The sequence below is a fragment of the Frankia nepalensis genome, assembly GCF_016786325.1.
Classification (GTDB): Bacteria; Actinomycetota; Actinomycetes; order Frankiales; family Frankiaceae; genus Pseudofrankia; species Pseudofrankia nepalensis.
Genome location: NZ_JADWYU010000100.1, coordinates 48,400 through 69,351, shown reverse-complemented (window position 1 = coordinate 69,351; position 20,952 = coordinate 48,400). Strand labels below are relative to the sequence as shown.

Genomic DNA, 20,952 nt, shown 5'->3' with positions numbered 1-20,952 from the left:
GACGACGTAACTGGGCCCCCGGCGCGCAGGCGTGCCTGCGTGGAGGTCCGGCTGCGTGCCTGTGTCCGGACGGGGGCGGACGACGTAACTGGGCCCCCGGCGCGCAGGCGTGCCTGCGTGGAGGTCCGGCTGCGTGCCTGTGTCCGGACGGGGGCAGACGACGTAACTGGGCCCCCGGCGCGCAGGCGTGCCTGCTCGGAGGCCCGCCCCCGAGCGAAGCGATGGGGGTGGGCCGCAGCGGAGGTCGCCGGAGCGCACGTGAGCGGAGGAGGACGCGGCGCGGAGGTCCCTTGGGAGCGCAGCGAGCAAGGGGCCGGAGCGCCGCGCCCGGACGGAGCGAACCAATTACAGAGCTAGGGCGAGGGAGAGGGCGAAGTCTTCGTTCGGGTCGGTCCACCAGCGGTGCAGGCGCCAGCCGGCCGCGGCGAGGTCACGCTCGACGGCCGGTCGGTCGAATTTCGCGCTGATCTCGGTGCGGACCTCCTCGCCCTCCTCGAACGAGACCGTGAGGTCGAGGGCGGCGAGGTAGGCCTTCTGCGGGCGCACCGAGCGCAGCCGCATCTCGATCCAGCGGTTCTCGGGGTCCCAGGCCGCGACGTGCGCGAACCCGCGCAGGTCGAAGTCGCCGCCCAGCTCGCGGTTGAGCACGGTGAGCAGGTTGCGGTTGAACGCGGCGGTGACCCCGGCGCTGTCGTCGTAGGCGGCGACCAGGCGAGCCGGGTCCTTGAGCAGATCGGTACCGAGCAGCAACGCCGCTCCCGGCTCGGGGTGCTCCCCTGGTCCGCTTCGCGGCCCACCCTGCTCCCGCGGTCCGACCCTGTCGCGCAACGCCGAGAGCAGCTCGGTCCGCTCGGGCGGGCGCAGGTTGCCGATGGTGCCGCCGAGGAACGCGACCAGCGTGCCGGTGGCCGCCCGGTCCCCGGCGGTGGCCTGCTGGGAGGTCCGCGGCGCGGGCAGCAGGCCGAGATGCTGGCGGAAGTCGCCGACGACGGCATGCACGGCGAGCCCGGGGTGCGCGGCGCGCGCCGCGACGCCGGCGCGGCCCAGGGCCTCGGCGTCGACGTCGAACGGGATGAAGCGGCGCAGCCGGCCGGTGCCGGCGAGCGCGGCCAGCAGCAGGCGGGTCTTGTCGGAGATGCCCGAGCCCAGCTCGATGAACGTGTCGACCCCACCGGCGAGGACCGCGGCGAGCTCGGCGACCACCTCCGGGGCGCGCTCGGACAGGATCGCCCGCTCGGCCCTGGTCTGGTAGTACTCCGGCAACTCGGTGATCTTCCCAAAGAGCATGCTGCCGGCGGCGTCGTAGAACCAGGTGGGCGGCAGCTCCTTCGGGACGGCCGTCAGGCCGCGGCGGACGTCCGCCGCCAGCGCCGCCGCCCGCTGCGCGTCGGTCAGGTGCCGTTCGATCGTGATGCCGCCGCGCGCCTTCACCATGGCTGCCACGTCCGCCGGGGTGGGGGTGCGCGCGGCCGGGGACCGGACGGTGTCCGCTCCCGACATCGGTGTCCTCGAGGTCATTCGGACGCCTTCCGTTCAGTTGATGGACACAGGGTAGCCGTCCTCGCTGATCAAATTACTTAGAGTTATCTTGTGTGTGTCGGCTGTCAGCAGATGGTGGTTCGGGACTTCCACCCAGACGTCGGGACCGGGGGTGTCCTCGGGTTCGTCGCCGGATTGCGCCGGACTGTCCACAGCGGGGGCACCGCCGCCGGACGCTCGGCCGGGCGTCGGAGCCACCGGAGTCGCGGACGTGGTCGGCGCGTCGTCGCCCGGCTCGCTGGCGACCAGGACGCCCGCCGGGCCGAGCCGGTACCACAGCGTCTCGTTCCAGGTCGTGGCGACGATCCGCCGGCCGTCGGTGACGAGGACGTTGAGCCGGGTGGGCGCCACGTCGCCCGCGGCGCCGGCCTCGCTGGCCGCGGCGCGGGCGGCCGCCTTGGCGCCGACCGTCGTCACCACCTCGGCGACCGCCTCCGCCAGCCCCACCCCGGCCCGGGTCCGCTCCCAGACGAGCGCGGCGAGCAGCGCGGAGTCGCAACGCGAGTCCGGCACCGGCGCGTCCGGCCGGCCGGCCAGCAGCGACGTGAGGACGGTGGTGTCGACGACCCGGCCGTTGTGGCTGAGGAGCAGTTCCCCGTCGGTGAACGGCGCGGTCGCGCTCTCCTCGATCGGCATGCCGACGGTGGCGTCACGGACCGCCGCCAGCACGCAGCCGGACCGCGTCACCCCGGCGAACGACGCGAACGACGCGTCGGTCCACATCGGGACGGCCCGCCGGTAGCGGGCCGGCTCGGGCCGGATCGTGGGCGCGTACCAGCCGACACCGAACCCGTCGGCGTTGAACCGGCCGTGGCGCTGCCGGCGTGGCTCCCAGGACTGGCGCAGCAGGCCGAACGGTGGGGCGACCAGCAGCTCGGCGAGGGAGCGCTCCGCGCCGAGCCAGGCAATGTGTCTGCACATGGTGGTCAAGCGTCCCTCGCGAGCCGGAAGCCGGCGAAGATCTGACGACGGATCGGGTGGTCCCAGTTGCGGAAGGTCGCCCGCGTGGCGCGCGGGTCGGTCGCCCACGAGCCACCACGCAGCACCTTGTAGCCGCGGAACTCGCTTTCCCAGCCGGCGGGGCCGGACCGGCCGGCCGGTGGCCGGAAGAAGACCTCGCTGTACTCCCGGTACGGGAAGGCGACGAACCCCGGGTAGGCGGCGAGGTCGGTCGACGTCCACTCCCACACGTCGCCGATGAGCTGCTCGGCCCCGCAGGGGCTCGCGCCGGCCGGGAAGGCGCCGAGCGGTGCCGGCCGGGTCGCGCGGTGCCCGAGGTTCGCGTGCTCCGGGCCTGGCGGCTCGTCCCCCCAGGGGAAACGACGCGACCGGCCGGTCGCCGGATCGAACGCGGCGGTCTTCTCCCACTCGGCCTCGGTCGGCAACCGCCGGCCGGCCCAGCGGGCGTGCGCCGCCGCCTCATACCAGCAGACGTGCTGTACCGGCTCGTCGAGTGGGAGCGGCTCGTCCTGGCCGAACCGACGGCGCAGCCAGCCGCCCGCGCCGTCGCGCCGCCAGAACAGCGGGGCGGACAGCGCCTCGCGGCACCGCCACGCCCAGCCGGCCGGCGTCCACAGCCGCTCGTCGCCGTAGCCGCCGTCCTCGACGAACGCCAGGTGTTCCCGGTTCGACACCGGTAGCCGGCCGATCCAGAAGCCCGGCACGTCGACCCGGTGGGCCGGGCGCTCGTTGTCGTACGCCCACGGGTCGGTGCTCGTCCCCATCGTGAACGTGCCTTCCGGCACCAGGACCTCACCGCCGGCCGGCAGCGGCCGGCCCCGCGGCGGCGCGGCCGGCTCGTCGACCACCGCCGGGCCGGCGCGCAGCGCCAGGGTGGCGAGCATCGTCTCGTCGTGCTGGTGCTCGTGCTGGATGACCATTCCGTAGACGAAGCCGCCCTCGAGCAGCCGGGCGCGTGGGTCACGGGACGCGCCGGGCCGGTCGCCGTGGCGCTGCCCTGACCCGGCCGGGGCGTCGAGACCCTCGATCTCGCCAGTGGGCGGGTTCCCTTGGGTCAACGCCTCGAAGACGTCGTCCGTGGATGGAGCCGCCAGGGCGGACAGGGCGTCGAGCACGCGGGCCCGGACGGTGGCGACGTAGGCGCGCGCCTCGGCCGGGGGCAGCAGCGGCAGCGCCGGCCGGTCGACCCGCGGGTGCCGGAACGCGTCATACAGGTCGTCGATCCCGGGCAGCAGCGGGTCGGCGCCGGTAAGCGCCCGCAGTAGCCAGAGCTCCTCGTAGTTCCCGACGTGCGCCAGGTCCCAGACCAGCGGGGACATCAGCGGCGAATGCTGGCGCAGCAGGTCATCGTCGTCCAGGTCGGTGTAGGCCAGGGTTCGCCGCCGGCCGCGGGCCAGTTCCTCGGCCCAGCCCTCCGCCCCCTCCACGACGGCCGGCGGCACCGCCGGTTCCGTCGCGGTCCGGGTTGTCGCGGTCTGAGTTGTCGCGGTCCCTGACGTCACGCCCGCCGTCGTCACCGGCGGCCGCGCCATCCGCCCTTCCATCGGTTTGCCTCCCACGCTGCTGGTGGTGCCTGAGGGGATGGGGCAGCGGCGGCGGAGCCTGACGGCGCCCACCGCCGCCCTGGCGTCACGACCGGCTCTGCTCACGGAGCAGGCTGGCCGGGCCAACCCGCGCGAAGCGTTCGGCCAGCCGGTCGGCCGGCGCGCGGCCACGGGCCGGGTACTCGTCGCGGAAACGAGCGACGTCCGCGCGCACGTCGGCGTCGACCCCCAGCCGGGCGAGCCCGTCGAGCGCGAGGTCGACGCAGGTGAGCGCGGCGCGGCGCAGCGCGTCGTCGCGGGGCCCGTGCACGCTCGCCGCGATCCACCCGTCGTCCGCGTCGCAGCAGGCGACCTGGGCACCGGCGGCGGCGACCGGGTCGTCGAGCAGCGCGGCGGTGACCGCGACCGGGACCAACCAGCCGTCGTCGGGCTGCGCGTCCAGGTAGCGGATCTCCAGCCAGCCACGCGGGCGGACCGGCGGGAACACCGTGGTCGCGTGCAGCGCCAGGTCGTCGAGCGTGGGCGGGCGGCGCACCGGCCCGGCGCCGCGCAGCCAGTCGCCGAACGTGGAGCCGTCGCGTACCGCGACGAGGCGCTTCCCGCCGCCGGGGGCCAGGTGGTCGTCACCCTGGCCGAGCGGCCGCCCACCGTCGTCGTGTCCACCATGGTCGTGTTCACCGTCGTCGTGTCCACCGCCGACTCGGCCGGCCGAGGGTGCCTCATCGGCGCGGATCATCATCAGTCTGGCCGACAGCAGATATTCGGCCCACCGGTCCGGCAGGTCGGCCGCGTCGACCCACGCCGGGCCGACCCGACGGCTCCTGGTCGGGTCGAGCGACTGCCACATCCGGGTTCTCGCCGAGCACAGCCCGGTGAGCGCGCCCAGCCGCGCGGGAGAGGCGGCGAACATCGCGGTGAGCACTGGCTGGAGCCGGTGGGCGAGCCGGAAGCGGCGGACGACGTCGGACGGGTCGGCACCGGCGTCGAGATTGACCTGGACCGACGCGCTGGAGCACATCATGATCTTTCCGGCGTCGTGGCCACTGACCACCCAGTACTCGGCCATCGAGGCGTAGCGGTCGTCACCGAGCCAGCGAACGGGGGGGCGCAACGGGTCGAGGCCCATCCCGGCCAGTCCCAGGCCGGCGGCGGCCAGCGTGGCGCGCACGTCGGCGAGGTCGGCCCGCAGGTGGCGCAGCGCCACCGGCAGCGGCGCGGGCGGGCCGGACAGCTCCAGCTGCCCGCCGGGCTCGAAGGTAAGCCGGCTGCCCCCGGGCAGCGTCGCGCCGGTCGCGTCGGGCGCGCCGGTGAGCTCCGCCAGCGCCGCGGACGTGCGGCTCGGGGGTACCGGCGCGTCACTCGCGGCCTGGTCGACCACCAGCCACTCGGTCTCGATCCCGACGGTGCGCGGCCCCGGGCGGGCGGGGAGGCACTCGGTGGCATAGCGCAGCACGCCGTCGACGGTCAGCCCGGCGGGCGACCTCGGTCGCCCGCCGGGCTGGGCCGACGCCGCCGGAGGCGCGCCGGGCTCCAGGGAGCGCGGCGTGTCCCGCGCCACCGGCGGCTGGTCCACGGGTGGCGCCGCCCGGGTCGGCGCGGACCGGGGTGACACGGATGGTGACGCGGATGGTGACGTGGCGGGTGACGCGGATGGTGACGTCGTCGGACGGGATGACATCAAATCCTCCCGGGCCGCCGCCGGCCCTCCGGGGCACGGGGCAGGTGGGCGCGCTGGGTCACCACTCCCGGCGCGACGGCCCGCGCGCCGAGGCGGCTGGTCCGCCAGGGCTTCTGGTCTGGGCGGCTACTTGTCGTTGGCTACCTGTCTGGTGACTGCTGGTCTGGGCGGCTGGGCGCCGCGGACGGTCGCTTCCACCGGGCGGCCACGCTCCGAGCGCGGCTACCCGCCGGTCGCCCAGGTACCCGCCCCGGCGCCGCGCCACTCACCCCCCGCGTCGATACACCCGGTGCGGGGCGGATAAACCGGTGGTGCGCGGTCAATCGCCCGGATGGGTGGCCGGTCCGGCCAATCGGGGCAAGCGGGAGGGACCGCTGGCCAACCGTCGTGCAGTGCGTATGTTGTCCTTGGCTTACCGTGAGGTTTCTGGTCATCGGAGCGGAAACTGCCGATGGCGGCGCATCGCGGAACCGTCGGCCTACGTGGTGCCGGAAGGTGGTGACGGTTGAGCGGGGGGCTGGAGCGGGAGGCGCCGGGTCGTTCGGCCATGGCGGAGTACCAACGACGCAGGGCGCTGTACACGGCGGAACGCAACGATCGGCGGAAGGGTGCCGCGGTGCGCGCCGGCGCGGCCGCGCTCGGCGCGGCGGCTGTCGTCGTGCTGCTCGGACTCGCCGTCGGCCTGTCCGCGGCGACGCTTACCCGCGCCGGCATCGCCGTCGCCGTGGTCGTCCTCGGGGTCACCGCCGCCCGGTTCTACCGAATCCCACCGGAGATCGAGGCCTGGCGGCGGGACGCGGCGGCCGAGAAGCGCGCCGCCCGGGCGCTCGACCGGCTCGCCCGCGCCGGCTACACCGTGCTGCATGACCGGTCCACAGCCGACTCGGCCGGCAACATCGACCATCTGATCATCGGCGCCTCCGGCGTGTGGGTGGTGGAGACCGACGCGCACCGGGGGCCGGTCCGCCAGAGCGGCGCCGGGATCTGGGCCGGCAAGGCACCGCTGCGCGCCCGGCTGGGGCTGGTCTCCTGGACCGGCGAGCAGGTGAGCCAGGCGCTGCTCGCCGAGCTGCCGGAGGGCTGGCAGCTGCAGGCGCAGACCGTGCTCGCGTTCGCCCGCGCCGAGGTGCCCGGCGGGCTCGCCCTCGTCGACGGCGTGCTGCTGCTGCCGGCGGACGGCGTCGCCGAGTACGTGCTGTCCGCCGGGGTCGTGCTTCGCCCCCTGGACGTGGCGATGCTCGTCGACGTCGCCGAGCGGGTGCTGCCCGCCTACGAGGTCTCCGTCCCACCGCCGAGCTGGTCGGCCCTGTCCCGCCTGCGCGGCCTGCGCCGCCGCTCCCGGTCCGTGACCGGATAACCGCGCGGGGGTAGCCGTCCAGCGCTAGAAGGCCGGGTGGCCCGGGGGGACGCGGACCGTGGTGCCGTCCGGCTCCTCGTCGTCGCGGTAGGCGATGGAGACGTCGAAACCGTCGGCGCCGATGGCCCCGGGCTCGTCCGCCGCGCCGAGCGGGGTCCAGCGGCCGCCGGCGAAGTCCTCCGGCCCCATCCCGGGCGGGTCCAGCTCGGCCGGGTCGAGGTCCTCGGGGGTGAGGTTGGTGTCGTCCACCTCGCCGTGCATCTTCGAGCCGTTCAGCACGACCGGGATCTCCATGTCACCGACCACGTGCTCGACGTAGAACGCCCGCTGGCCGATCAGCCACAGGGCGAACCCCGGGTCGAGCCGGGGCAGCAGGTCGGCGGCGACGTCGGTCAGGCCGAGGGCCTGCTGGGTTGCCGCCACCTGGTCGGTGGCCTGCTTGTAGAGGATCCGCGTCGAGGTCTCGGCCAGCAGGCCCTTGGCGACCTCGACCGAATCGGGAGAGGCGGAGAGCAGGTCGGAGATCCGGTGCGCCACGATCGCGTTCGCGCAGCCCCACTGGCGGGCGAGCTTCTGCTGCGCCGACAGCCGGCGGACCAGCCCCGCGAAGCGCATCAGCCGCCAGCACTCGTCGTAGACCACATAACGCTGCACGCCGTCCTGGCGCATCAGAGCGGCTTCCATCCAGCCCTGCGCGCAGGTCATGATCAGCGCGATCATCTCGTCCGAGCCCTGCACCCGCTCCAGGTTCAGCACGGCGATCGGCTTGTCGAAGTCGAGCGGCGAGGTCGTCGGCCCGTCGAACAGGCCGCCGAGCGCGCCGTTGGTGAGCCGGCGCAGGGTGAGGGTCGCGTCCCGGGAGGCGTCGCGCAGCTCGGTCGCGGTCATCGGCAGGCCGACGCAGTCCGCCTCGGTGGGCTCCGTCATCGCGTCGAGCACCTGCGGCAGTAGCGGCGTCGCCCAGCGGTCCGTGGTGGCGCCGGTGACCTGCCGGCTGACGACGTCGAGCGCCAGGTCGATCGCGGTGTGCTCCGCCGGGGTGAGCGGCACGCCCTTCGCCGTCTCGATCAGCGAGGCGAGCAGCGCCGAGCGGGCCCGCTTGACCTCGCGCGCCCAGTCGTGGTCGTGGATCCCGCGCGGCCGGGGCGGCGCGTCCAGCGGGTTCAGCCGGGTCGACATGCCCGGGCCGATGTAGGTCGGCTCGCAGCCGAGCCGGCGCGCGAGCCTCGTGTACTCGCCCTTCGGGTCGCAGGGCACCGCCGCCTGGTAGCCAAACGCGGCGCCGCGCGACATCAGCGTCTTCAACAGCGACGACTTGCGAGAGCCGACCGCGCCGAAAACCGCGAAGTTCGGGTTCTCGATGACCTGCTGACGGTAGAGCTCGAAGACGTCGAACGTGAACGAGTTGCCCGACCACACGTGCCGGCCGATGAACATGCCGGGTGCGTCCAGGCCCGAGTCGACCACGAACGGGTAGATCCCGGCGATCTGCGCCGTCGTCTCCATGTGCGCCGGTAGGCGCAGCTTGTGGAAGGTCTGGCCGCGGAACGGGCCGCGCAGCGCGGGCGGCTGGGCGCCGCGGCGCAGCGCCGCCTGGGCACGGCGCGTCGCCACCCGCTCGGCCCGCTCCGCCGCGGCGGCCGACTTCGCCGCCCGCTTGGTGGACCGGCGCCGCTTGCGCGGGTTGCCACCGAGGTCGACATAGCCGGTCGCGTCCCGGCCGGGGTCGTAGTCCGGACCGCGCACCGGCCCGCGGGCCACCGGCCCCACGAGCTGGCCGGCGCGGCCGCGGTCGGCGGCGTACTCGTCGCCGTCCTGGTAGCCGTCGCCATAACCGTCGGAATCGCCGGTCTGATCGGGCTCACCGGGTTCGTCGTACTCGTAGTCGTCGTACCCGGCTTGGTCGTCGTACTCAGCTTGCTCGTACTCGGCTTGGTCGTCGTACCCGGCGTACCGGTCCTCGCGGCCGGCGACGGGACCGCTCTCGGCGACGGCGGGGCTTCTCCGGCCGGCTGACTCCGGGGTCGTCATGAGACGCCCACCGCGAGCGGCAACGCGCTGACGTTGAAGCCCTGGTCCTGCTCGCCGACCAGGCGCACCATCTCCAGCCGGCTGCGCGAGGCCAGCGTCTCCGCCTCGCCGCAGGCATCGGCCAGACTGTCGAGATCGTCGGCGGAGACCGTCACGAAGCCGTGGAACCGGAACGCGCCGAACCCGGCGACCAGCTCCTGCTCGCGCCGCTCCACCTCGTCCGCCTCGGTGACGTCGCGTTGCGTCGTCACCTTGCCCACCTTGTCACGCATCTGCTGCTCCCCGAGATGGGCCATCCGGCGCCGGTTGACCGCCTTCTCCGCCTTGCGGCCCGGCAGCGGCTCGACCACCAGCGAGACGGTGCGGCGGCAGGTCGTCTCCATCAGCAACGGCGCGAGGAACGCCGCCGGCGACGGGACCCGCGGCCAGCCGTTGATCCAGTAGGTCGTGTGGAACCCGGAGTCGGTCCGGTAGTGGTCCCAGGCCGCGACGGCGCGCACCGGACCGGCGACCGCCGGGTCGATCCCGGACGGCAGGCCCTTCAGGCCGCCGGCGAGGTCGGTGGACGCGCCGCCACGGGCGTCGATCATGTCGACCGAGTACGGGTCATAGGTGGTACGGATGACCGCCGCCAGCGCCCGCGGCGGCAGCCAGCCGACCGTGCTGATCTGCGCCCGCGCCAGCGCCGCCTCCATCGTGCGCAGCTCGCCGAGCAGGACCGCGCACGCCGCCCGGTCGCCGCCGCCGGCACGCTGGATCGCCCGGCGGGCGTCCCGGGCCCGCAGCTGGAACGACAGGTAGGTCTCGTGCCGCTGGGCCACGGGGCCGGCCGCGTCGATGACCTCCTGGTAGGCCTGCGCCGCCCAGGAGTCGTCGTGGTGCCCCCCGACCCGCCAGTGCCGCTGAAGCTGGTCGCCCGAGTCCGGCAGGGTGCGCTCCAGCCACTGGATCCGGGCGAGCCGGCCACCGCCGGCGGTCAGCCCGGCCAGCAGCTCGCCCCAGGCGTCCACCCTGGCCTGCTGGTCACCGGACTCCAGCAGCGCGAACTGGCTGCCCTGCACCTGCAGGACCGCGGTGTACGTCTGCTTGCGGATGTCCTTGACGACGGCCACGTAACGGCCGTTGCCCACCGGAACCGAGAGCATCACCAGGCTGGACAGCGGGCCGGGCAGCACCGTCCTGGTGATCTGGTCCTCGTCCGGGCCCAGCCGGAACACCCCGCCGCGAAACACCGTCTCGCCCGTCACCTTCTGCATCGTGTAGCCGAACAGGATCGGCACCCACTGGTCGAGATTACGGTCCTCGATCCGGACGAACGCGACGAAGCCCAGCGCCGCTGCTACCAGCAGCCAGGCCGGTGCCAGCAGCACCGGCGAGCGCAGCGCGCCAAGGACGCAGAGCATCACCCCGACCAGGAGGCCGAGCTGCGGCCAGCGTAGGCCGAGCAGGATGCCGCCCCGCTCGAGCGGGCCGAATCGGTAGCTGCGTTCCGCGACCATGACCTCTATTCCAACGCGGTCCTAGATGGTTATCGACGCCAACTCAATGCCCGGCGCGGCCGGCCGCGCCGGCCGGCCGGTGACCGGCCGCGTCCCGCCTTGCCCGACGGGCGGCGACCGTCAACCCGTCGGCCGGTTCGCGAGCGGTTCAGCCGCCGGGTACCCGCGGGCGGGTGGGCGGCGTCACCGGCGGGCGGGCCACCCGCGCCGATGGGCCACCCGTCCCCGAAGTGTGGGACGTGCCGGCGGCGGGCGCGGTTGCGCGAGTGGCCGTCCCGACCCGCGCGGGGACCCGTCCCGCCGCGGAGCGGGCCGGGATCGCGGCGGCCGCGCCGCCACGCACCACGCTGGTACCCGCGCCGACGCCCGAGCCGCCGGCCGTGGCCACCGCCGGCCGGCCGATCCGCGGGCGGCCGGCCACGCCGGGCCGGGTGGTGCCGGGGCGGGCGGCCCGGACCGTTGGCCGGGCCGAGCCGGCGCCGGCCGAGATGCCGGCGGGCAGCGCGGCGCCGGCGTCGAGCACGCCGCGGTTACGGGTCTGCAGCCGGGCGCCGATGCCGCGGAAGGTGTCCCGTGAGGTGTGACCGAGCAGCGCGCCCGCGCCCTGACCGAACGACGCCGCGCCGCGGCGGCCCGCGCCACCGACCGCGCGCATCAGGTGCACGTCGGCGAACCCGAACAGCTGCATCAGCAGGAACGGTGAGAACACGGCCGCGATCATCACCACGACTCCGCCAAGAATGGTCAGCGTCTGATCCGCCGCGGAGCCGGTGGAGTCGCTCGCCATGCCGGCACCCAGTGTGAAGATCGCGTAGATCACCGGCTTGGCGAAGATAAGGGCGACCAGCATCTCGGTGGCCCGCTTCATCCAGGTGCTGGTCGACATCGACGGCTGTCCCGCGAGGTAGAGCGGGATGAACACCGCCACGGCGATGATCGCGACCTTCCGGATATAAAGCACTACGAACAGCGCGAACGAGAACAACGCGACCAGCAGCGACAAAACCATGTCGAGCGCGAAGTTGCCTTGCTCCGGCAGGGCACGCAGCTGCGCCACCAGGCTCGCACCCAGTGGCTCTCCGTTACCGAATGCATCGGCCACGCCATCGGATGCGGTGAGCACCATCTGCAGCAAGGTCAATGCGACGAACGACCCGAGAATCGCCGTCCCGGTCGACGCCACCGCCCGAGCGAACAGGTGCGGGTCACCGCGGACCGCGCCGACGACACAGGAGCAGATGAAGAGCCCGGTCACGACCATGATCGAAACACCGAACACGATGTTGTAGTTCTCGACCACGTAGTCGGCTCGCAGGTCAACGGCCGTCTTCTGGGCCGCGAAGCTGAACACCGACGCCGACAGATCCGCCGCCATGTTGCAGAACGCGGTCCCAATGGAGTCCAGAAAGGCATCCGCCGTGCCAGAGACCGCGCCGGTGAGAGCGTCCTTTATGCCGGACAGTGGGTCAAAGCCAACGGCGAGTGTCGTGTCGGACGAGGTCACGCAGGTGCTCCTTGCAGGAGGAAGCGCTGAAACTGTTCGGAAGCACGTTCTGTTGGCACCGGGCCGTTGGGACCATTTCCGGCGTCAGCCAGTTTCCAATCTTCTCCGTTCCATGTGACCGTGCATATGTCAGTCCCCCAGTTTTCCTGTGGAGAAAGGTCAGGAGACCCCTCGTATACACCAACACTTCCGGTGGCCCAGATCTGGATTAAAGCCTTATTGCTTGCGAAATCTTGCACGCGGTAGCCCACAACTCGAAGATTGAAGGCGGCTTGCGGGGAATTTATCGATGGGATTCCAAAGTTCTGCGCCGTCTTCGCATCCGCGTCGCCAATGGCCTTACTTAGCCTCTCAGCTACGTCCGCCGCTGAGATCGAGTTTAAAACTGCACGAATCCGACTAGGTTCACGGTTTCCCGAGTTCATGTAGGCCGAGACGTAGTTGCCGCAAGCACTGATGGCGCCGGCCTGGGTGTGGGGGTAGCCGACCGGTATTCCGAACTCGTTGACGCGGCTCGGCGCGCCGGGCAGCGAACCGGCCGGTTCGGCGGTATGGTCACCGCCGTCGGCGCTCGGCGAGGGGACCACGGCCACGGTGGACTGGGTCGGCGAAGGCGGTGTCGAGGCCTGCGACGCCTGGGCTTGCGGGGTGGGGCTCGCCGACGACCCGCTGGAGGCGAGTGCCCAGCCGATGCCAACGCCCGCGGGAAGCATGACGATCGCCGTCACGGCGATCACAAGGATCAGCCGTCTGGTGGCCCAGTCCATGAGGTCGACCAACGCGCGCTCCCCCTCCCCGTCTCCCGGGACATCATCCCAATACCGGCCCGCCGGTACCCGGAGAACATCTCAGGAGTATGCGGAAGGTTCGTCATGTTCCCCGGCGGGAGGGTCCACCAGCTGGACGACGGCCGGCGGTCGCTGGCCGTTGGTGTCGGTGCCGGAGTCCGGTGTGCCGGAGGAGGCGGTGCTGCCGGTCGCGAGGAAGAAGTTGACGAGCGCGGCGGCGGCCCCGACGAGGAAAGCAAGCCCGAAGCCGGCGAGCACGCCGCTCTTACCGACGGACGACGCCCGGTCCATGCCCATCCGCTCGCCGAGCGCCCAGGCCATGCCGCCGAGCAGTACGGCGGCCACCGCGGCGACGACCGCATAGGCCGCCAGGCCGTTGACCAGGTCTTTCAGGGCGTTGATTCCAGGTGCCTTGGAGTCTTCCGGGTTGACTACAACCGCCGCGAGCAGCATGGTCGCCCCCGCGGACGCGGTGTCGACGATCATCATGGTCCCTTCCTGCGGGCACTGCGCCCTAATGGACCGCAGGTCTGGCGAATCATACGACGGGCGTCCGCAGCGTTTCCGGAGTGCTCCCCCGAGTCGCGTCGTTCACCGTTGCGTGTGCCTTGGCTGTTTCCTCGGCCGCGAGCCGGACCAGCGCCTCGATGACGGTGACGCCGAGCCGCAGATACGACCGTCGGGTACTCGGGCGCAGCCGTGGGATCCTTACCGGCGCGCGCCGGCTCGGGTCGAGCCGGTTTTCGTAGGGAATACGGACCAGCGTGTCCACGTGCCGGGCGAGCCGGCCGGCGGCGGCCCGCGTGCGCGGTGACCAGCGGCCGCGGCGCGGCGAGACCACGGCGACGATGACCGGAGGACGCCGCCCGTCCCGGTCCACGGGCAGCAGCGGGGCCGCCGGGTCGCGCAGCGCGGTCGCGGTGCGGTCCAGATCCCCGGGCGCCGCGAGGCTGACGACGACGACCAGGTCGGCGGCCCGCAGCGCGGTCGGCGCCAGCGGGGCGTCCACCGGGGTGTCCATGAGCACCAGCGGATAGGCGCGGGTGAGCTGGCTGAGGGCCGAGCGCAGCATCCCGGGCGTGACGGTGTCGTCGGCGGGCACCACCGCGCCGCCACCTCCGGTCGTGGCGTCGCCCCGGCGCAGCGGCACCACCTCTAGCGCCGGCTCGTCTCCCGTGGTCCCGATCATCGCGCGTAGCCCGGTGGGCCCTCCGCCGCGGCGGCGCGCGACATCCGCGACCGTGACGTCGCCGGGGAGGCCAACCCGCGGGCACAGCGGGTCACCGCGTGGCTCGTCCGGATCCTCGTCCGGCCAGGTGCTCGGCCGCAGGTCGACGGCGAGCACCGACTCCCCGCGCGCCCCGGCCAGGACCAGGCCGAGGATGCCGACCAGCGTGGTCGTGCCCGAGTAAGGGAACGCCGAGGTGATCCCGATCCGCCATGAACCGGGTAGCTCGGCCGCCGCCCGGTCGGGAAGGGACTCGCGCATCGGGATCTCGTCCCAGGGGGCGAGGTCGTCCTCGTCCGGCCAGTCCCAGTCGTCCTCGACCACGGCCGGCAGCGGTGGCTCGGCCGACGGGCGCCTGGTGACCTCCGTGCTCGAGGCACTCTCCGGCACGGCCTGCTGTATGGGAGACGGCCCGGCGGCGGCGGGCCTGGCCACCCGCGCCGGTTCGGCCGGCCGCGCGGCCGCTCGCGCTGGCTCGGATCGCTCGGCCGGCTCGGGAGGGCCTACGGGACGGGCCCTGGCCGTCGGTGGCTGGGCCGCGGGCCGGCCTCGGCTGGTGGCGGGGGCGGCCGGCGCGGGGGGCGATGGCGTCGCCGGCCTGGCCGTAGGGGAGCCCGCGGGCGCTTCCCGGCCGGCGGCCGGGGCGGCCGGGGCGGTCGCGGGCGAGGTCGGCGGCGGGCCGCCGGGGGCGGAGACGTGCGGCGTAGCCGGCAGCCAGCCCGGCCGCGCCGGCCGCGCCGGCTCGGCGCGCGCCGGCTCGGGTGGCGTGGCGGTGGGTCGCGCCGCGGCCGGCCTTGCCGATGGCTGACTCGGGGCCGGCGGCTGACTCGGGGCCGGCGGCGGGTCGGCGGGTGGCGGGAGCGGCCGGGTCGTCTGTTCCCCGGACTGCTGCTGTTCCCCGGGCTGCCGGCCGCGCCGGCGCGGGCCCGTGGGCGGCGGTGCCTGCGGGCCGTCGTCCAGGTGGAATGCCTCGTCGCCGGGGGGCGCGGCCGCGGGCGGAGGGCCGCCCGCCCGGCCGCGGCGGTGCCGGCGCCGGCCAGGCCGGCTGGAAGAAGCCGACGAGTCCGGGTCATCCCAGGCGCCGTCTCCGTGACGGAAATCACCATCGCCCTCACCGGGCGGTGGCTTTGCCGCGGAGAACTGTGCGCCGATGAGGGATACCGGTCGCGCGTCGCCTTCCTCGCCGTACGGTGTCGGTGGCACATTGCTCACGTGCCGTCGCCCTCCTGGCTGGTTCAGGCTTGTTGGTCCCACTTGGGATTACTTACCGTTACTTGCGCCGGGCCACCACCAGATCGGGGTAACCCGCGACGCTGAAGTATGACAAGCTCCGATAGAGCCTAACCATGGCTACCAAGGGTGGTGTACCGTCCGTCACCGCGTCTGGGGTATGGGGTGTCCCCCGGGCAGGCACCGCGGTTGAGGGACGCGTCGCCGCCGGCAACGAGGCCGGCGACCTTTCTGTCCCGTGCCACCTCCGCGCGAAGCGGCTCGCGTTCGAGCCGTGCCGCGGCGGCGGATGCGGAACTGCCGCGAGAGGCGGCCCTCATGCCTCCGTGGGCGTCAGCGGTATTGACTACTGACCCGTTCGAAAGGGGCAGCCGCGATGCAGGAGGGCGTGCCGACCGCCGGACCTGCCGGATCGGCTCCCGGACCTGCCGGATCGGCTCCGCCGATTCGGCAGGAACCCCGGATCCGGCCGGAGCCCCGGGGCTCCCGGCAGACCTCCCGGACCGGTTCCGCCGATCCGAGTGGATCCCCGGGCTTCGCCGATCTGGCGGGAACCCCAAGCTCCGCCGATCCGGGCGGAACCCCGGGCCTGGCGGGAGGGCTTCCGCCTCATCGGCCCCCTCGTCTGGACGACGACGACGTCCTGACTGTGGACGAGCTCGTCAGCTGGCTGCGGCTCTCGGAGAGCACGGTCCTGCGGCTGCTGTCCGAACGGGCCATCCCGGCTCGCAAGGTCGGGCACCAGTGGCGGATCCGCCGCGGCCGGGTGCGGGACTGGCTAGACGGCCGTGAGTGACCGCCGGCGGGCCGAGTCTCCCCATCGAACGGGCGGCGGCGCCGGTGCGCGGTGGCATGACTGATCGGACGTTCGAGCGGGCGAGGGGGGCCGCCGTGGCGGCCATGGCCACGCTGTCGCTCGTCTTCGCCGCCACCGGTTGCTCCGCGTTGCGGGATTCGGCCGAGCAGGCCGCCGCCTCGGCGACGCCGCCGCCGACCACCGGTCCGCCGCCCGGCGCGAGCCAGGCGCCTGGGCCGCCGCTGGCCACCGCCACCGCGACGATCGGCACCGAGGCCAGCGCGCCGCCGGACCCGGTCGACCCGGCCGCGGTCGCCGTCCACTGCTTCGCCCGCTGGCAGTCGTTCGACGCGCGCACCGACCCCGGTCCTGGCGCCGGCGTCGAGCGGGCCGGGACGGACGACTGCTTCACCCCGGACTTCCTCGCCCAGCTGACCGACGGCGGCGCGGGCGAGGAGGGCGAGGCCTGGGAGGAACTGCGCGCGCGCGGCGCCCGCTCCACCGTCACCGTCCTCGCGGCGACCCCCCTCGGCGACACCGCCGCCACCGGGCGGGTCGTCTACCTGCTCAACGTGCGTGACACCTTCACCGCGGACAACGCGACGCCGGTCGAGACCGTCTCAACCCCGACGGTGACGCTGCTGCGCGACACCGCCGGGGCCTGGCGGATCGCCGGCGCCGACCTGTCCGGCGACGCGGGCGACGCGCCCGGGCGCTGAGGGGAGCGGGGGATGGCTCGGGGGGCGCGGCGGACGCGCGGATGGATGATCTGGCTCGGCGCCGGCACCGCGGCGTTGTTCGGCGGAATCCTGCTGTTCATCTGTCTTCTCGTCCTGCTCATCGCCGGCCCGTTCCTGTTCCTCGATGACGACGGTGGGCCACGCACGATCACCAATTCCGAGGGAATCCCGGACGAGTACCTCGACCTGATCATTCAGGCGGCCAACGACGCCGGCTGTGCCGAGGTCACCCCCGCGCTGCTGGCCGCCCAGCTTCACCAGGAATCCGGCTTCAACCCGCAGGCTCAGTCACCGGTCGGCGCGATGGGCATCGCCCAGTTCATGCCGGGCACCTGGGCTACCCACGGCAACGGCGGCGACGTGTGGGATCCGAAGGACGCGATCCCGGCCGCGGCCCGGTACGACTGCGCGGTCGCGGCGACGGTGGCCCGGGTTCCCGGCCCGGGGCAGGAGAAGATGCTCGCCGCCTACAACGCCGGCCCGGGCGCGGTACTGCGCTACTCCGGTGTCCCGCCGTACCCGGAAACGCGCAACTACGTACGCACGATCCTGGCGAAGGCCAGGGAATACGGCGACGCGCTGGCGCCCGGCGGGGAGGTGTCGGCCGCGGACGTGGCGCCGGTGCTCGAGTTCGTGCGCTCCCAGGTCGGCAAGCCGTATGTGTGGGGGGCGAACGGCCCGGACGCGTGGGACTGCTCGTCGCTGGTCCAGGCGGCCTACCGGACGATCGGCGTCGAGCTGCCCCGGGTTACCACCGACCAGGTCAGGGCCGGGCCGCGCGTCTCCGGCGTCACCCTGCAGCCCGGCGACCTGCTGTTCATTCCCGGCACGGACGGCACGGTGGCAGCTCCGGGCCACGTCGGGATGTACGTCGGCAACGGTCAGATGATCGCGGCGAAGGGCGCTCGCTGGGGCGTCGTGGTCTCGGACATCTCCTCGTGGACCGACGTCGTCGCCGTCACCCGTCCTTTGGCCGCCCGCGCCTAGCGGACCTCACGGACCGGTTGGCCTGGCCGTCCCAGGTTCTTGGAGACCTCGGTTCTCGGAGACGGCTCACGACCGCCAGGCGGCGGCCTTGGGCCTCCACGTGGCGGCAGGAATCCGCTCGTCCAGTCGATGCCCCGGGGATGGCTGGGCGCCGGTGGCGACCCAGAGTGACCCGGTGTGGCCCTGTCAGAACTCTTCCCGTGGATCCCTCCGACGCGCGCGGGCGGAGCCGCGGGAGTCCTCGCCTCGCGAGGAACGGTCTGAGACGAGCGGAAGGCACCGTCACCGACGAGGTCGGGAGCCCTCTCCACCCGATCGGCCTGCTCCACCCGATCGACCTGACTCGCGGTTGGCTGCCCGTTCGCGAGTTCGGCTGGCAGGCAACCCCGCGGATGGTCAGACGGCTACGTCACTGACGAAGTCGGACACACCGTCGCCGATTACTCCCAGCCAGCCGAAGGCGGAGTGGACGAAGTTCGCCGCGTCGCTGGGCGCGGTCACGACGTAGAAGGCCACGAAGATCCAGAAGCCCCAGGGCCACAGTATCTTCTTCACGTCAGACCTCACAGTGATCCGAAGACGGAAGAGGGCGGCGACGCGCGGGAGCCCCGGGCCGGACCAGGCCGCCTCCTCGCCGCCCGGAATATTCCGGGCGGCGAGGAGGCGGTCATCCGTCTCGTCGACCTGCCTGCTGCATCACCAGAATCGAGTGTGTACTTACGTCTCGTGTTCATCGCAAGCCGACCCGCCGCATAGAGGAGCCAGAAGACTACTTCTGGTGCACGATGCCTGGGCGTACGTCCGGCCCGGACCAGATGTGGCTAGGCGCGGACAGGGTGCTGACAGTGGCGATCTGGAACGGTCCGCGTTGTACTGGCGGCGGCACCCCGAGCCGGTTGACGTCGACTCCCTGCTCGGGGTGCTTCCTATGGTTTGGTTTCGTTGTTTCGGTTGGTTGCGTTTTTGGTTGGGTTTCAGGCGACTGTGGTTTGTCCCTGCTTGTCAGGTCGGGCCCGGTCTGAGGTTTGCCCCTCCGGGCCGCATGAGCACCAGACAACCCCGGTCCGACCCACCTGTCAGATCGGTCCCGGTCTGGGGTTCGCCCCTCCGGGCCTCGCGAACACCAGACGACCGCGGTCCGACCGCCTGTCACGTCGAACCCGGTCTGAGGTCGGCCCCTCCGGGCCGCCCTCGGGGACGTCGGGGGACGGCGTCAGTCGAGCGGGATGCTCTGGGCGAAGTGGAAGAGGTTGTCCGGGTCGTAGTGGCGCTTGACGGCGGTCAGGCGCGGCAGGTTCGCGCCGTAGTACGCCTCGGCCCAGTCGGTCAGCTCGGGGTCGATGTAGTTCTGGTAGGCCCGCCCCGAGACGTGCGGGGCGCCGGCGGCGACGGTGTCGCGCAGCCAGGCCCGGTTGGCGTCGATCACCTCGGCCGTCGCGCCCGGCGGGTAGCCGGCGAAGTACTGGACGCTGGCGATCGCGTCGCGGTGGACGAACGCGGTCTCGGCTGGGCCCACCCGGCCGATCGCGCCGCCCCAGGCGTCCAGGATGATCCCTCCGCTGCCCGACAGCGGGTCGCGCTGGCGCTCCTCGATCATCCTGAGGAACGTCTCGTTCCCGGCCGGGCCGACGGGCGCGGTGAGGATCGCCGACGCCGCGTGCTGGCCGGGTCGGCGCGCCCCGGCCTGGATGCCGTCCGTGCTGCCGCAGTCGCCGCCGCCGGGCGAGCAGCCGGCCTCGATCCGCATCGCCGCCAGGTGGTCGTGCTCGGTGATCGACGTGCTCGCCGGCGCGACGGGAACCGCCGCGCGCAGGTCGGCGAGCGGCCCGAAAAGGCCCGCCCGGGCGCCCGCGTACACCCCGCTGAGCCGTAACGTCGGTGCCGAGCCGCCCGGGGCGGACCCGGCGACCAGCGTGGACCACAGTTCGTCCGGCATCGCGCCGAGCCCGCCGATGACCCAGTTCTGCCAGGCGGCGAGCACGTCGGGCGCCGCCGACCATGGCCACCGCAGCGAGAACAACGTCAGCGACCGGGCCGCGCGCGTCTCGAACCGCAGCTCGGTGACGATCCCGAAGTTGCCGCCGCCGCCGCGCAGCGCCCAGAACAGGTCGGCGTCCCGGTCCTCGTCGACCTCGAGGCGCTCGCCGGACGCGAGCACGACGGTCGCGCCGGTCAGCCGGTCGCAGGTCAGGCCGTGCAGTCGGCCGAGCACCCCGATCCCGCCGCCGAGCGCTAGCCCCGTGACCCCGACCGTCGGGCATGATCCGGCCGGGATCGTCCGCCCGGCGCCCGCCAGATCGGTGTAGACCTTCAGCAGGCGGGCGCCAGCGCCGACCGTGGCGATGCCGGCCGCGTCCACGCTCACCTGGTTCATCTCGGTGACGTCGACGACGAGCCCCTCGGAGGTCGAGTAGCCGCCGTAGCTGTGCCCGCCGCAGCGGGCCGCGAGCCCGACCCCGGTCGCCTCGGCGAACCGGACGGCCGCGGCCACATCCTCCGGGTTCGCGGCGTAGACGACCCCCTGGGGGCGCACGGTGTCGAATTTCGGGTCGAACAGCGCCCGTGCCCGGTCGTAGTCGGCGTCGCCCGGCCGGACCAGCCGCCCGGTCAGCTGCCGGGCGAAGGATTCCCAGCTCTGCGCCGGGTCCAGCGTCGCCGGGGCGCTCGGGGTCGGCCGCGGGCTCGGGCCTGGTTCGGGCGGGCCGTCGGAGGAGCAGCCTGGCAGCAGGCCGCCCGCGAGGCCGGCGAGCCCCGCCCGTAGGACCGTGCGCCGGTCCGGTACACCGACCATGTCCGGACCATACGACGCACACCGCCCGGCCGGGGCCTGGCGATGGTGATCGACAAGTCGGGATTCGGACGGGAGCAAGCGGCCGTGCCCTGGCCATATCCCGCGCGCACAGGCATGACAGCTGATCGAATCCGCCCGGAGGCGCCGCTTCGGGACCCCGAGGTCCGGTCCTTCACGTTGACGTCCTTTTGAGGTCCTCCCGTTGCCGGATCCGCTGGATGCCACGTTGGGTACCCGCCCGCCGACGCCTGGTACAGGCCAGCGGGTCCCCGGAGCGCGC

Annotated in this window: 16 protein-coding genes; 4 read left to right on the top strand and 12 right to left on the bottom strand. The window is 73.4% G+C overall.

Annotation, left to right across the window (positions count from 1 at the left end; genetic code table 11):
• Positions 1 to 345 precede the first annotated feature (345 nt).
• The 4 genes from egtD to egtA all read right to left on the bottom strand — a co-directional run bounded on the left by egtD (position 346) and on the right by egtA (position 5,616).
• Positions 346 to 1,518, bottom strand: coding sequence for an L-histidine N(alpha)-methyltransferase (gene egtD / locus I6A81_RS10995; protein WP_203007845.1), 1,173 nt, complete (start codon positions 1,516 to 1,518; stop codon positions 346 to 348).
• Positions 1,519 to 1,533: 15 nt separating this feature from the next.
• Positions 1,534 to 2,460, bottom strand: a complete 927-nt coding sequence (egtC, locus tag I6A81_RS10990) for an ergothioneine biosynthesis protein EgtC (protein WP_203007846.1) — start codon at positions 2,458 to 2,460, stop codon at positions 1,534 to 1,536.
• Between the two features lie 5 nt (positions 2,461 to 2,465).
• Positions 2,466 to 4,031, bottom strand: a complete 1,566-nt coding sequence (egtB, locus tag I6A81_RS10985; RefSeq protein ID WP_203007847.1) for an ergothioneine biosynthesis protein EgtB — start codon at positions 4,029 to 4,031, stop codon at positions 2,466 to 2,468.
• Between the two features lie 97 nt (positions 4,032 to 4,128).
• Entirely contained in the window at positions 4,129 to 5,616 is a 1,488-nt protein-coding gene (gene egtA / locus I6A81_RS10980) for an ergothioneine biosynthesis glutamate--cysteine ligase EgtA (RefSeq protein ID WP_307874582.1), read from the bottom strand.
• A gap of 652 nt (positions 5,617 to 6,268) precedes the next feature.
• On the opposite strand from egtA, the gene I6A81_RS10975 reads away from it, so the two are divergent.
• On the top strand, positions 6,269 to 7,078 hold the full coding sequence (locus I6A81_RS10975; protein ID WP_203007738.1) for a nuclease-related domain-containing protein: 810 nt from the start codon (positions 6,269 to 6,271) through the stop codon (positions 7,076 to 7,078).
• 24 nt (positions 7,079 to 7,102) lie between these two features.
• On the opposite strand, the gene I6A81_RS10970 is transcribed toward I6A81_RS10975, so the two are convergent.
• The 6 genes from I6A81_RS10970 to I6A81_RS10945 all read right to left on the bottom strand — a co-directional run bounded on the left by I6A81_RS10970 (position 7,103) and on the right by I6A81_RS10945 (position 14,518).
• A complete protein-coding gene (locus I6A81_RS10970) occupies positions 7,103 to 9,109 on the bottom strand; it encodes a conjugal transfer protein TraC (RefSeq protein ID WP_238431066.1) in 2,007 nt (668 codons plus the stop codon).
• Positions 9,106 to 10,608 (bottom strand): SCO6880 family protein, encoded by a 1,503-nt coding sequence (locus I6A81_RS10965; RefSeq protein ID WP_203007737.1) that lies wholly within the window; start codon positions 10,606 to 10,608, stop codon positions 9,106 to 9,108. The genes I6A81_RS10970 and I6A81_RS10965 overlap by 4 nt, the downstream gene beginning before the upstream one ends.
• Before the next feature lie 148 nt (positions 10,609 to 10,756).
• Entirely contained in the window at positions 10,757 to 12,112 is a 1,356-nt protein-coding gene (locus I6A81_RS10960; RefSeq protein ID WP_203010166.1) for a hypothetical protein, read from the bottom strand.
• Complete coding sequence (locus I6A81_RS10955) at positions 12,109 to 12,891, bottom strand: hypothetical protein (protein WP_238431128.1); 783 nt, start codon at positions 12,889 to 12,891, stop codon at positions 12,109 to 12,111. The genes I6A81_RS10960 and I6A81_RS10955 overlap by 4 nt, the downstream gene beginning before the upstream one ends.
• Positions 12,892 to 12,960: 69 nt before the next feature.
• On the bottom strand, positions 12,961 to 13,386 hold the full coding sequence (locus I6A81_RS10950) for a DUF6112 family protein (protein WP_203008061.1): 426 nt from the start codon (positions 13,384 to 13,386) through the stop codon (positions 12,961 to 12,963).
• A 52-nt stretch (positions 13,387 to 13,438) separates the two neighbouring features.
• Positions 13,439 to 14,518, bottom strand: coding sequence for a MinD/ParA family ATP-binding protein (locus tag I6A81_RS10945; RefSeq protein WP_203008059.1), 1,080 nt, complete (start codon positions 14,516 to 14,518; stop codon positions 13,439 to 13,441).
• 1,489 nt (positions 14,519 to 16,007) lie between these two features.
• On the opposite strand from I6A81_RS10945, the gene I6A81_RS45495 reads away from it, so the two are divergent.
• From I6A81_RS45495 to I6A81_RS10930, 3 genes are read left to right on the top strand one after another with little or no spacing between them, the layout of a single operon-like run.
• Positions 16,008 to 16,154 carry a helix-turn-helix domain-containing protein gene (locus I6A81_RS45495; protein WP_407661284.1) on the top strand — a complete coding sequence of 49 codons (147 nt, stop codon included), beginning with the start codon at positions 16,008 to 16,010 and terminating at the stop codon, positions 16,152 to 16,154.
• A gap of 56 nt (positions 16,155 to 16,210) precedes the next feature.
• The gene (locus I6A81_RS10935; RefSeq protein WP_238428707.1) at positions 16,211 to 16,873 is read left to right on the top strand and encodes a hypothetical protein; all 663 of its coding nucleotides are present in this window, start codon (positions 16,211 to 16,213) and stop codon (positions 16,871 to 16,873) included.
• Positions 16,874 to 16,885: 12 nt separating this feature from the next.
• Entirely contained in the window at positions 16,886 to 17,881 is a 996-nt protein-coding gene (locus I6A81_RS10930) for an NlpC/P60 family protein (protein ID WP_203002022.1), read from the top strand.
• Between the two features lie 396 nt (positions 17,882 to 18,277).
• On the opposite strand, the gene I6A81_RS10925 is transcribed toward I6A81_RS10930, so the two are convergent.
• Together I6A81_RS10925 and I6A81_RS10920 are read right to left on the bottom strand one after the other, a co-directional pair.
• Positions 18,278 to 18,436 (bottom strand): hypothetical protein, encoded by a 159-nt coding sequence (locus I6A81_RS10925; RefSeq protein WP_203002023.1) that lies wholly within the window; start codon positions 18,434 to 18,436, stop codon positions 18,278 to 18,280.
• 658 nt (positions 18,437 to 19,094) lie between these two features.
• Entirely contained in the window at positions 19,095 to 20,672 is a 1,578-nt protein-coding gene (locus I6A81_RS10920) for an FAD-binding oxidoreductase (protein ID WP_203002024.1), read from the bottom strand.
• Between the last annotated feature and the right edge of the window lie 280 nt (positions 20,673 to 20,952).

Excerpts from the sequence above, each read along its gene's own strand:
- egtC (WP_203007846.1), bottom strand. The coding sequence starts at position 2,460 with ATGTGCAGACACATTGCCTGGCTCGGCGCGGAGCGCTCCCTCGCCGAG.
- egtD (WP_203007845.1), bottom strand. The coding sequence starts at position 1,518 with ATGACCTCGAGGACACCGATGTCGGGAGCGGACACCGTCCGGTCCCCG.
- I6A81_RS10970 (WP_238431066.1), bottom strand. The coding sequence starts at position 9,109 with ATGACGACCCCGGAGTCAGCCGGCCGGAGAAGCCCCGCCGTCGCCGAG.
- I6A81_RS10935 (WP_238428707.1), top strand. The coding sequence starts at position 16,211 with ATGACTGATCGGACGTTCGAGCGGGCGAGGGGGGCCGCCGTGGCGGCC.
- egtB (WP_203007847.1), bottom strand. The coding sequence starts at position 4,031 with ATGGCGCGGCCGCCGGTGACGACGGCGGGCGTGACGTCAGGGACCGCG.
- I6A81_RS10920 (WP_203002024.1), bottom strand. The coding sequence starts at position 20,672 with ATGGTCGGTGTACCGGACCGGCGCACGGTCCTACGGGCGGGGCTCGCC.
- I6A81_RS10930 (WP_203002022.1), top strand. The coding sequence starts at position 16,886 with ATGGCTCGGGGGGCGCGGCGGACGCGCGGATGGATGATCTGGCTCGGC.
- I6A81_RS10950 (WP_203008061.1), bottom strand. The coding sequence starts at position 13,386 with ATGATCGTCGACACCGCGTCCGCGGGGGCGACCATGCTGCTCGCGGCG.
- I6A81_RS10975 (WP_203007738.1), top strand. The coding sequence starts at position 6,269 with ATGGCGGAGTACCAACGACGCAGGGCGCTGTACACGGCGGAACGCAAC.
- I6A81_RS10965 (WP_203007737.1), bottom strand. The coding sequence starts at position 10,608 with ATGGTCGCGGAACGCAGCTACCGATTCGGCCCGCTCGAGCGGGGCGGC.